Raw genomic sequence first — 12054 nt, 5'->3', positions numbered from 1 at the left:
GCCCGGTTACATTCCGAACCCGGAAGCTAAGCCTCACAGCGCCGATGGTACTGCAGGGGGGACCCTGTGGGAGAGTAGGACACCGCCGAACAATTATTCAAAAAGGTCGGATCCTGAACTTCGGTTCGGGGTCCGACCTTTTTACGTTCTCCTTAACGTGTCGTTCACGTTGCGCACCCAGCATCCAGCACATGGGAACTGCTGCAATGCTCAGGGCCGCAGGCGTCGGCGTCGGTGACGAGGTCGTCGTACCTGCCTTCGGGAACGTCGAAGTCGCCGAGGCCGTGACCCTGGCCGGTGCGCTCCCGGTGTTCGCCGACATAGACCCGGTGACCTACTGCCTCGACGCCGGCGCTGTCGAGGCAGTCATAACTCCGCGTACCGCCGCGGTTGTTGTCGTACACCGCTTCGGACGGCGGGCCGACGTGCCGCGGTTGCACGCGCTCGGGCAGCGGCACGGTGTGCTGGTGCTGGAGCAGGGCGAGTCCGAGGCGCCGTACGACGAGATAGCGCAGCGCAGGGAGCGGGCCGCCTACCTCGACGGCAAGCTCAAGGGCGTACGGACGCCGGACGGCGGTGACGGGCACACCTATCAGCAGTACGTGGTGCGGGTGCCGGGCAATGGCCGACCGGACCGGGACGCCTTCGCGATGGCCCTGCGGGCCAAGGGAGTTGAGTGCCGGGTGCCGGTCAAGACGCCCGTGCACCGGTTGCCGGAGTTCCGGCGGTGCGTGTCCCTGCCGGAGACCGAGCTGGCCGCCGACGAGACGCTGACGCTGCCCGTGGACGCCGCGCTCACCAAGCGGGAGATGCAGCGGATCGTGTCCGCGTGCAACGCGCTCGGGGGACTGCTGCAGCCCGCCTACTGAGCGGCTTCCGAACGAATTTGGGAACTCGGCCCGGCTCGGGGTACAGTTTCTTCGTCGCCGCGAGGGAAACCTCGAAAACGACAGGCCCCTATAGCTCAGTCGGCAGAGCGTCTCCATGGTAAGGAGAAGGTCAACGGTTCGATTCCGTTTGGGGGCTCAGTAAAAAGACCCCGCCCTTCCGGGCGGGGTCTTTCTCGTGCGTTCCTCATGCGTCCTTGTGGATTCCCGGGACACGCATCGCCAGGATCGCCATGTCGTCCGACGGGGCGTCCGACGCGAAGCGCTCCACCGCCCGCATGATGCGTGCGGCGACCGCGCCCGCTGTCAGACCCGTGCAGGTCGTGAGGACGTCGGCGAGGCCGTCGTCGCCCAGCATGCGCGTGCCCTCACGGCGTTCCGTGACGCCGTCCGTGACGCAGAGCAGCACGTCACCGGGATCGAGGGTGACGGTCTCCTCGTGCAGCTCCAGGTCCTCGATCACGCCCAGCAGCGGCTGCGGCTCGGCGGCCGGCGTCACCGTGCCGTCCTGGCGCAGGCGCAGCGGGAGCGGATGGCCGGCGCAGACCACCTTCAGCTCGGCGCTGCCGTCCTCCTGCGGGCGCATCTCGCCGTAGAGGAGGGTCAGGAAGCGGCTGCGGTCGCCCTCGTCGAGGATCGCGGAGTTCAGGCGCTGCAGGACCGCCGGTCCGGACAGTCCCTCGCGGGCCAGCAGGCGCAGGGCGTGCCGGGCCAGGCCGGTGACCGCCGCGGCGTTCGGGCCCGTACCGCAGACGTCGCCGATGGCGAAGCCGTAGGCGCCGTTGCCGATCGGGAAGAGGTCGTAGAAGTCGCCGCCGACCTCGTTGCCCTCGCCGGCCGCGCGGTAGATGACCTCGACCTCGACGCCGTCGATGTGCGGGGTGCCCGGCGGGAGCAGGCTGCGCTGGAGGGCCTGGCTGATGGCCGTGCGCTCCGAGTAGAGGCGGGCGTTGTCCAGAGCGAGGGCGGCACGGCGGGACAGGTCCTCGGCCAGTTCGAGGATCTCCTGGCGGAAGTGTTCGTCGGTGGGCTTGCCGAGGACGAGCATGCCGATGACGCGGTTGCGGGCCACGAGCGGAAGCACGACCGTCTCGCCGCCGACCGCGGAGGCCGTGGCGAGGGTCGGGCCGATGCCCGAGGAGATCTGGCGCGTGGGCCCGCCGGACAGGCCGAGGCTGCGCATGGAGCTGCGCAGGGCCGCCTGGTGCGCGACCTCGGCCGGGATCGTCCAGACCCGGGCCCCTGGGGTCGGTACCGGGTCCGGCGGCGGGACCTTTGACAGCAACGACTTGATGCCGTCGATGAGGTCCTCGTCCTCGTGCAGGACGTACGACAGATACGGCTCGGAGGCCTGGTCGGCGATCGTATAGACGGCGCACCAGGTGGCCAGCGTGGGGACCGTCATCTGGGCCATCAGGGCCAGCGTCTGGTCGCGGTCCAGGGTGCCCGCCAGCAGGTCGGAGGCCTCGACCAGGAAGCTCAGGGAGCCGCGGCGCAGCCGCTCCAGCTCGCCCAGGCGGGCCGACTCGACGGCCAGGGCGATCCGGTCGGCGGCGAACTGCAGGCGCAGCGCCTCCTCGTTGGAGTACCGGCCCGGTGCCTCGGCAGCGACCCCGAGCGATCCGGTGAGGCGGCCCTCGACCTTCAGCGGGACGGTGACGACCGAGCGCATGCCGGTGCCGGACAGCAGGGGTACGGCGCCGGGTACGGCGGTGAGGTCGTCGTGGACGGCGGGCATGCGTGCGGAGCCGTAGCGGCCGGGGCCGGCCTCGACGGGCACGCGCGCGAAGCGCTGGCGGGCGGAGGGCAGGCCGGTGGAGGCGCGGACCTCCAGCTCGGTCTCGTCGTCGGTGGCCAGCAGCAGGAACGCGGAGTCGCCGTCGAGCATGTCGCGGGCGCGCTCCACCGTGCGCTGCAGCAGGCCGTCGAGGTCGTCCGGGGCGGGGGAGCCGATGAAGACCTCGAAGGGATCCGCGCTCTGGCCGTCGGAGGACGTGCCCTGGTCGCCGGCCGGGACGCGCGGCGGGGACTGGAGTACGGCGCGTTCGTGCTCGCGGACCAGGAGACACACGGTGGAGGGCTCGCCGCCGGTGTCGCGGACCCTGAGATGGGAGGCGTAGACCGAGGCCACCCGGCCGTCGGCGCCGCGGATGCCGTAGCTGCCCTCCCAGCGGGAGAGCTGCAGGGCCTCGGCCACGCCGGTGCTGGTGCCCGGGGTGTGCGGCCAGGCCGCCAGTTCGGTGAGGGCTCTGCCGATGACCTCGGCGGCCGGATAGCCGAACAGTTCTTCGGCGTCCTCGTTCCAGGAGGTGATGGAGCCCTTGCGGTCGACCTGGACGACGGCGACGCGGACGCGTCCGTCGGCCAGCGGGAGCAGGTCGGCGGGGAGGGACGGGCCGGCCGTTCGGGTGCCGACCGGGCGTTCGGGGAGGTTGAGCTGGAACCAGACGTTCTTGTGCGTGGGCGTGTAGTCGACGCCCCAGCGGGTGGCCAGAGCCGCGCACAGCTGCAGGCCGCGGCCGCCCTCGCGGTCGGGGCTGCCCATGGTGGCCGGGGCGTTCTGGAGGGGTACCTCGCGCTCGGGGTAGCGGTCGGAGACCTCGATGCGCACGCCGTCCTCGGCGCGCAGGCACAGGACGTCCGCGTGCGTGCCCGCGTGGACGACCGCGTTGGTCACCAGCTCGCTGGTGAGGACCACGGCGTCGTCGACGATGTCGGCGAAGCCCCAGCCCTGGAGGGTGTCGCGGACGAAGGACCGGGCGGTCGCGACCGACCGCCCGACGGGCTCGAAGGTGGCGGCCGCGCGCGCGGTGATCACAGAACTCCTCGGCCGGTTGTCGTCGTGCAGGGCTGCGTGGCCGGCCGGCTCGCTCCGCTGCTGCGGCATCAGCGCGCCCGTCGGCTGTGGCTCCGGGGGCTGTCCCCCGGGGATGACTCCGGTGGTCATGGTCTGCGGCCGCCCCTCCGATGCCCGCTCGTTCTCGTGCCACCGCCCAAGCCGGTCGGACCGGTGCGGCTGGACAGCCGCATGCAAGGTTACTTACCTTCGCCGTCCGAGCGGATGCCGGTCGCCGGTGTTTACCCCCCAGGGTGTGCGGACGATGTGCGAAGCTGCCGAACTGTTATGGCCTGGTTCGGGCAGGGTGAAACACTGGGCAAGCTTCTGATGAAGGTCGGGTCGGGTTGCGTGTGTTCCGTGTACGGCGGGCAGCAGCCTCTGGTGTGGCCGGATCTCGTCTGGCAGAAATACGCAGCAGTAACCGGTACGCGGAAGTATCCGGTATGCCGAATGAGCGGCACGCCGGGCCGAAGCGGCCGAGCACAGCAGTAACGGTCTACCCCTCCGGGAGGGACACAGTGGAGTCTGGCGCGGCGACGCGTGGTACGAAGACGCGCGCGAAAGGCGGACCGTCCCTGGGCAGGCGCGGCGAGACCACCGCCGTGGACACGGCTGCCCTGAACCGGCTGCTGGCGGCTCTCGTCTCGATGCGTGACGGGAACTTCCGCAAACGGCTCACGGTCTCCGGGGACGGCGTGATGTCGGAGATCGCGGCCGTCTTCAACGAGGTGGCCGACCGGAACCTGCATCTGACCGGTGAGCTGTCCCGGGTGCGGCGCATGGTGGGACGTGAGGGCAAACTCACGGAGCGGCTGGAGACGGGGGCCTGCGAGGGCTCCTGGGCGTCCGCGATCGACGCCTCCAACGCGCTCGTCGACGACCTGGTGTGGCCGGTGTCGGAGGTCGGCCGGGTGCTCACGGCGGTCGCCGAGGGTGATCTGTCGCCGCGGATGGAGCTGCGGACGCAGGCCCTGGACGGCGGCACCGGGCATCCCCTGCGGGGCGAGTTCCTGAAGGTCGGCCGTACCGTCAACAACCTGGTCGACCAGTTGTCGACGTTCACGGACGAGGTCACGCGCGTGGCCAGCGAGGTCGGTACCGAGGGCAAACTGGGCGGTCAGGCCCGGGTGCGCGGTATGTCGGGTTCGTGGAAGGATCTGACCGAGTCCGTCAACACCATGGCGCGGCAGCTGACCGCGCAGGTGCGCGACATCGCGCTGGTGACGACGGCCGTCGCCCGGGGTGACCTGTCACGCAAGGTGACGGTGCAGGTCGCCGGCGAGATGCTGGAGCTGAAGAACACCGTCAACACGATGGTGGAGCAGCTGTCGTCCTTCTCCGTCGAGGTGACCCGGGTCGCCCGTGAGGTGGGCACCGAGGGCATCCTGGGCGGTCAGGCGCAGGTGCCGGGCGTGGCCGGGGTGTGGAAGGAGCTGACCGACTCCGTCAACACGATGGCGGGCAACCTGACCGCGCAGGTGCGGGGGATCTCGCAGGTCACGACCGCTGTCGCCAATGGTGATCTGTCACAGAAGGTCACGGTTCCGGCGCGTGGCGAGGTGGCGCAGCTCGCCGAGACGATCAACCAGATGACCGAGACGCTGCGGATCTTCGCGGACGAGGTCACACGCGTGGCGAACGAGGTCGGCGCGGAGGGCCGGCTGGGCGGTCAGGCGAACGTGCCGGGCGCGGCCGGTACGTGGAAGGACCTGACGGACTCCGTCAACACGGTCTTCCGGAACCTGACCATCCAGGTGCGGGACATCGCGACCGTGACGACCGCGGTGGCCAACGGTGACCTGTCGCAGAAGGTCACGGTCGACGTGGCCGGCGAGATGCTGGAGCTGAAGAACACCGTCAACGGGATGGTGGACCAGCTGTCGGCGTTCGGCGCCGAGGTGACGCGGGTCGCGCGGGAGATCGGCGTCGAGGGTGAACTGGGCGGTCAGGCACAGGTGCCCGGTGCCGCCGGTGCCTGGAAGGACCTGACCGACTCCGTCAACACCGCATTCCGCAACCTCACCGGACAGGTGCGCAACATCGCCCAGGTGACCACGGCGGTGGCCAACGGTGACCTGTCGCAGAAGGTCACGGTCGACGTCTCCGGCGAGATGCTGAAGCTGAAGAACACCGTGAACACGATGGTGGACCAGCTGTCGAGCTTCGCCGACCAGGTCACACGAATGGCCCGGGACGTGGGTACGGAGGGCCGGCTGGGCGGTCAGGCCCGGGTGGACGGCGTGTCGGGCACGTGGAAGGAGTTGACGGACTCCGTCAACTTCATGGCCGGCAACCTGACGTCCCAGGTGCGGCAGATCGCCCAGGTGACGACGGCCGTGGCGCGCGGCGACCTGTCGCAGAAGATCGACGTTGACGCGCGCGGCGAGATTCTCGAGCTGAAGAACACGATCAACACCATGGTCGATCAGCTGTCCGCCTTCGCCGACCAGGTGACCCGGGTGGCGCGTGACGTGGGTACGGAGGGCCGGCTCGGCGGGCAGGCGCAGGTGCCCGGTGTGGCCGGTGTGTGGCGGGACCTCACCGACTCCGTGAACGGCATGGCCGGCAACCTGACGGCCCAGGTGCGCAACATCGCGCAGGTCGCCACCGCCGTGGCCCGTGGTGACCTCTCCCAGAAGATCACCGTGGACGCGCGCGGGGAGATCCTGGAGCTGAAGAACACCCTGAACACGATGGTCGACCAGCTGTCGTCGTTCGCCGAGGAGGTCACCCGGGTGGCCCGCGAAGTGGGTACGGAGGGCATCCTCGGCGGTCAGGCCGAGGTGCAGGGTGTCTCCGGCACTTGGAAGGACCTCACGCAGTCCGTGAACTTCATGGCGAACAACCTGACCATCCAGGTGCGCAACATCGCCGAGGTCACGACGGGGGTGGCCAAGGGCGACCTGTCCAAGAAGATCACTGTTGACGCCAAGGGCGAGATCCTTGAGCTGGTCACGACGGTCAACACCATGGTTGATCAACTGTCCAGCTTCGCCGAGCAGGTGACCCGGGTGGCCCGTGAGGTGGGCACCGAGGGCATCCTGGGCGGCCAGGCGCACGTGCCGGGCGTCACCGGCATCTGGAAGGACCTGAGCAACAACGTCAACCTGATGGCGAACAACCTGACCATGCAGGTGCGGAACATCTCCCAGGTCGCCTCTGCCGTCGCCAACGGTGACCTGACGCGTCAGGTCACCATCGAGGCGCGCGGTGAGGTCGCGCAGCTCGCCGACACCATCAACATCATGGTCAAGACGCTGAGTTCGTTCGCGGACCAGGTCACCAAGGTGGCCCGTGAGGTGGGCACGGACGGCATCCTGGGCGGTCAGGCGCACGTACCGGGTGTGGCCGGCACCTGGAAGGACCTCACCGAGTCCGTGAACCAGATGGCGTCCAACCTGACCGGCCAGGTGCGGAACATCGCCATGGTCACCACGGCCATCGCCAAGGGTGACCTGACGAAGAAGATCGACATCGACGCGCGCGGCGAGATCCTCGAGCTGAAGACGACGATCAACACGATGGTTGACCAGCTGTCCAGTTTCGCCGAGGAGGTCACGCGCGTGGCCCGCGAGGTGGGTACCGAAGGACAGCTCGGCGGCCAGGCACGCGTGCGTGACGTCGACGGCACCTGGCGGGACCTGACCGAGTCGGTGAACGAGATGGCCGGGAACCTGACCCGGCAGGTGCGCGCCATCGCGCGCGTGGCGACCGCGGTGACCCGCGGCGACCTGAACCTGAAGATCGACGTCGACGCGTCCGGCGAGATCCAGGAACTGCAGGACTACATCAACAAGATGATCGCCAACCTGCGCGACACCACGATCGCCAACAAGGAGCAGGACTGGCTCAAGGGCAACCTGGCCCGTATCTCCGGCCTCATGCAGGGCCGCCGGGACCTGGAGGACGTGGCCTCGCTGATCATGAGCGAGCTGACGCCGGTCGTCTCCGCCCAGCACGGCGCGTTCTTCCTGGCGATGCCACACATGGAGGGCAAGGACGGCGGCGACGGCGAGGACAACTACGAGCTGCGCATGCTGGGTTCGTACGGCTACTCGATGGGTTCCATGCCGACGTCGTTCCGGCCCGGTGAGGCGCTGGTGGGCACGGCCGCCGAGGAGAAGCGCACGATCCTGGTGGAGAACGCGCCCAGCGGCTATCTGAAGATCTCCTCCGGTCTGGGCGAGGCCCCGCCGTCGCAGGTGATCGTGTTGCCGGTGCTGTTCGAGGGCACTGTGCTCGGCGTGATCGAGCTGGCCTCCTTCACGCCGTTCACGCAGATCCAGAAGGACTTCCTCAACCAGATCGCCGAGATGATCGCGACGAGCGTCAACACCATCTCGGTCAACACCAAGACCGAACAGCTGCTGAAGCAGTCGCAGGAGCTGACCGAGCAACTGAGGGAGCGGTCGGCCGAGTTGGAGAACCGGCAGAAGGCGCTGCAGGCCTCCAACGCCGAACTGGAGGAGAAGGCCGAGCTGCTGGCCCGGCAGAACCGCGACATCGAGGTGAAGAACACCGAGATCGAGGAGGCCCGGCAGGTCCTGGAGGAGCGCGCCGAGCAGCTCGCGGTGTCGATGCGCTACAAGAGCGAGTTCCTCGCGAACATGTCGCACGAGCTGCGTACGCCGCTCAACTCGCTGCTGATTCTGGCCAAGTTGCTCGCCGACAACGCCGAGGGCAATCTCTCGCCCAAGCAGGTGGAGTTCGCCGAGACCATCCACGGCGCGGGTTCCGACCTGCTCCAGCTGATCAACGACATCCTCGACCTGTCGAAGGTCGAGGCGGGCAAGATGGACGTCTCCCCGACGCGTATCGCGCTCGTCCAGCTCGTGGACTACGTGGAGGCCACCTTCCGTCCGCTGACGGCGGAGAAGGGCCTGGATCTGTCCGTACGGGTCTCCCCGGAGCTGCCCGCGACCCTGCACACCGACGAGCAGCGGCTGCTGCAGGTGCTGCGCAACCTGCTGTCGAACGCGGTGAAGTTCACCGACTCCGGGTCGGTGGAGCTGGTGATCAGGCCGGCCGGCGCGGATGTGCCGGTGGGTATCCGGGAGCAGCTGCTGGAGACCGGTTCGCTGGCGGATCCGGACGGGCCGCTGATCGCGTTCTCGGTGACGGACACCGGCATCGGCATCGCGGCCAGCAAGATGCGGGTGATCTTCGAGGCGTTCAAGCAGGCGGACGGCACGACCAGCCGCAAGTACGGCGGCACCGGCCTCGGCCTGTCGATCTCCCGGGAGATCGCGCAGCTGCTCGGCGGTGAGATCCACGCGCAGAGCGAACCGGGCCGCGGCTCGACGTTCACGCTGTACCTGCCGCTGCACCCGAGCGAACTGCCGCCGCAGGGCTACCAGCAGTCCGTGCCCGCGCTGGAGGCGGGGGAGCTGCTGGCCTCCGAGGCCGAGCGGTCCTCGGAGCTGTCCGCCGTGGAGATCGAGACACCGGCGGAGGTGAAGTCGTACCGGGAGACGCAGAACGGCCCGGCGGCGCTCTTCCGGCGCCGGCGCCGGGGTCTGCCGCAGGGCGAGCAGCGGCCGGAGCACTGGACAGCGGTGCCCGAGCAGGACAGCGCGCCGCAGTCCGCGCGCGGGGTGCGGTTCGGCGGCGAGAAGGTGCTGATCGTCGACGACGACATCCGCAACGTGTTCGCCCTGACCAGCGTCCTGGAGCAGCACGGCCTCTCGGTGCTGTACGCCGAGAACGGCCGTGAGGGCATCGAGGTGCTGGAACAGCACGACGACGTGGCCGTCGTGCTGATGGACATCATGATGCCGGAGATGGACGGGTACGCGACGACCACGGCGATCCGCAGGATGCCGCAGTTCGCCGGGCTGCCGATCATCGCGCTGACCGCGAAGGCGATGAAGGGCGACCGGGAGAAGGCGATCGAGTCCGGTGCCTCCGACTACGTGACCAAGCCGGTCGACCCGGATCATCTGCTGGCCGTGATGCAGCAGTGGATGGGTGGAGAGTGACGAGATCCGGCCACCCGGATGTGAACACACCGGGAACCCTTGGCGTGGGTCGGGAGTTGCCCACTTGATGTGACGGCGAACGAACGGCCTAAGGTGGCGTGCGAACGTATGGGAATGCCGGATTCCGGGAACCATTCCGGTCCCCGCCGCGTTTCCGGTACGTGCACAGTGACATCGCGGTGACAGGGTGTGTCGACGGGCGGGGTGCGGCTACGATGACCGGCACAAGGACGGGCGGCGAAAGGGAGTCGTCCCCTGGGGCGGCGCCCGGTGTACCGCCGGGGCGAGGAGGGCGGGCCATGGTGCAGAAGGCCAAGATCCTCCTGGTCGATGACCGGCCGGAGAATCTGCTGGCGCTGGAGGCGATCCTCTCGGCGCTCGATCAGACGCTGGTGCGGGCATCGTCCGGGGAGGAAGCGCTCAAGGCACTGCTCACGGACGATTTCGCGGTCATTCTGCTGGACGTCCAGATGCCGGGCATGGACGGGTTCGAGACCGCCGCGCACATCAAGCGGCGCGAGCGGACCCGGGACATCCCGATCATCTTCCTCACGGCGATCAACCACGGCCCGCACCACACCTTCCGGGGCTATGCGGCGGGCGCGGTCGACTACATCTCCAAGCCCTTCGACCCGTGGGTGCTGCGCGCGAAGGTCTCGGTGTTCGTCGAGCTGTACATGAAGAACTGCCAGCTGCGGGAGCAGGCGGCGCTGCTGCGGCTGCAGTTGGAGGGCGGCGGCAAGGGCGCGGTCGGCGGCAAGGAGTCCGCCGGGCTGCTCGCCGAGCTGTCCGCGCGGCTCGCGGCCGTCGAGGAGCAGGCCGAGGCGCTGTCCAAGCAGCTGGACGACGATTCGGCGGACGCGGCCGCGGTGGCCACGGCGGCCCATCTGGAGCGCAAACTCACCGGGTTGCGGCGCGCGCTCGACGCCCTGGAGCCGGGTGCCGGCCCCGGCGGCTCGTCGGTGCCGGCGCAGAACTGACGTACACCCGGGTGGCGGTTGCCGATGAGCGTGCGTCAGTTCCGGTCTCCGTCAAGGGCGACACGAACGGGTGAAGCTGTGGGCACACGTGTCCGCTGTCGTCTCCCCCGGTAACCTCACACCCATGGCCTCACGTCCCTCCGCAGCCAAGAAGCAGCCACCGAAGAAGGCGGCCGCTCCCGCGAAGGCTCCGGCGAAGAGGGCCGCAGCGAAGAAGGCCCCGGCCAAGAAGGCGCCCGCCAAGAAGGCTCCGGCCAGAAAGGCCGCGCCGCCGAAGCCGGCGCCCAGCCCCACCGGGGGCGTGTACCGGCTCGTGCGCGCCCTCTGGCTGGGCCTCGCGCACGCCGTCGGCGCCGTCTTCCGCGGCGTGGGGCGGGGCGCCAGGAACCTCGATCCGGCCCACCGCAAGGACGGCATCGCGCTGCTGCTGTTCGGCATCGCGCTGATCGTCGCCGCCGGCACCTGGGCCAACCTGAAGGGCCCCGTCGGCCACCTCGTGGAGATCCTCGTCACGGGCGCCTTCGGCCGGCTCGACCTGCTGGTGCCGATACTGCTCGCGGTGATCGCCGTACGGTTCATCCGGCACCCGGAGCAGCCGGAGGCCAACGGACGGATCGTGATCGGCCTGTCCGCGCTCGTCATCGGGGTGCTGGGGCAGGTCCACATCGCGTGCGGCTCGCCCGCGCGCAGCGACGGCATGCAGGCCATAAGGGACGCCGGCGGCCTCATCGGCTGGGCGGCGGCCACCCCGCTGACGTACAGCATGACCGACGTGCTCGCCGTGCCGCTGCTGGTGCTGCTGACGATCTTCGGTCTGCTCGTGGTGACCGCGACGCCGGTCAACGCCATCCCGCAGCGGCTGCGGGCGCTCGGCGTGCGCCTGGGCGTGCTGCACGACCACGAGGCGGAGGAGTACACCGAGGAGGACGAGCGCTACGACGAGCAGTGGCGCGAGGCGCTGCCCGCGCGCCCCCGCAAGCGCTCGTCCGCCCCTCAGGCGTACGACCCCGACAGCGCCGAGGAGGTGGCCCTCTCGCAGCGCCGTGGCCGCCCCAGGCGCTCCGCGGTGCCCCAGCCGGATCCGCAGCGCCGCATGGACGCCGTGGACGTCGCGGCGGCCGCCGCCGCGGCGCTCGACGGTGCGGTGCTGCACGGCATGCCGCCGTCCCCGCTGGTGGCCGACCTCACCCAGGGCGTCAGCGTCGGCGACCGCGAGGAGACCACGCCGGTGCCCACTCCGGCGCCGGCCCCCGTGCCCGCCCCGGCGCCGGTCCCGGCCGCCCGCCCCAAGCAGGAGAAGCTCAAGGCCGGGGTCGTCCCCGACCTGACCAAGCAGGCCCCCGAGGAGCCGCGCGACCTTCCCCCCCGCG

The 12054-nt window shown here is 69.7% G+C and carries 4 protein-coding genes, 1 tRNA gene, 1 rRNA gene and 1 pseudogene; 6 read left to right on the top strand and 1 reads right to left on the bottom strand.

Going from position 1 to position 12054, the window contains the following annotated elements; translation table 11 throughout:
• From rrf to ABT288_RS47080, 3 genes are all read left to right on the top strand, one after another.
• Positions 1-91 (top strand): 5S ribosomal RNA (gene rrf / locus ABT288_RS47090); the annotation flags it as partial.
• 115 nt (positions 92-206) lie between these two features.
• Positions 207-869 (top strand): DegT/DnrJ/EryC1/StrS family aminotransferase, encoded by a 663-nt coding sequence (locus tag ABT288_RS47085; RefSeq protein ID WP_351622408.1) that lies wholly within the window; start codon positions 207-209, stop codon positions 867-869.
• An 84-nt stretch (positions 870-953) separates the two neighbouring features.
• Positions 954-1026: transfer RNA gene (locus tag ABT288_RS47080), tRNA-Thr, on the top strand.
• A gap of 48 nt (positions 1027-1074) precedes the next feature.
• Here ABT288_RS47080 and ABT288_RS47075 read toward each other — a convergent pair.
• Positions 1075-3834: a SpoIIE family protein phosphatase gene (locus ABT288_RS47075; RefSeq protein WP_351622405.1), complete on the bottom strand. Its 2760-nt coding sequence runs from the start codon at positions 3832-3834 to the stop codon at positions 1075-1077.
• Positions 3835-4244: 410 nt separating this feature from the next.
• On the opposite strand from ABT288_RS47075, the gene ABT288_RS47070 reads away from it, so the two are divergent.
• The 3 genes and pseudogenes from ABT288_RS47070 to ABT288_RS47060 all read left to right on the top strand — a co-directional run.
• Positions 4245-9704, top strand: coding sequence for a HAMP domain-containing hybrid sensor histidine kinase/response regulator (locus ABT288_RS47070; protein ID WP_351622402.1), 5460 nt, complete (start codon positions 4245-4247; stop codon positions 9702-9704).
• 299 nt (positions 9705-10003) lie between these two features.
• Positions 10004-10684: a response regulator gene (locus tag ABT288_RS47065; protein WP_069778400.1), complete on the top strand. Its 681-nt coding sequence runs from the start codon at positions 10004-10006 to the stop codon at positions 10682-10684.
• A gap of 124 nt (positions 10685-10808) precedes the next feature.
• Positions 10809-12054, top strand: a pseudogene (locus ABT288_RS47060) (cell division protein FtsK); the annotation flags it as partial.

It is taken from the genome of Streptomyces sp. NPDC001093 (assembly GCF_040298985.1).
Taxonomy (GTDB): Bacteria; Actinomycetota; Actinomycetes; order Streptomycetales; family Streptomycetaceae; genus Streptomyces.
The sequence above is the reverse complement of the archived record's forward strand: the minus strand, read 5'-3'. Positions and strand labels throughout refer to the sequence as shown.

Excerpts from the sequence above, each read along its gene's own strand:
- ABT288_RS47085 (WP_351622408.1), top strand. The coding sequence starts at position 207 with ATGCTCAGGGCCGCAGGCGTCGGCGTCGGTGACGAGGTCGTCGTACCT.
- ABT288_RS47075 (WP_351622405.1), bottom strand. The coding sequence starts at position 3,834 with ATGACCACCGGAGTCATCCCCGGGGGACAGCCCCCGGAGCCACAGCCG.
- ABT288_RS47065 (WP_069778400.1), top strand. The coding sequence starts at position 10,004 with ATGGTGCAGAAGGCCAAGATCCTCCTGGTCGATGACCGGCCGGAGAAT.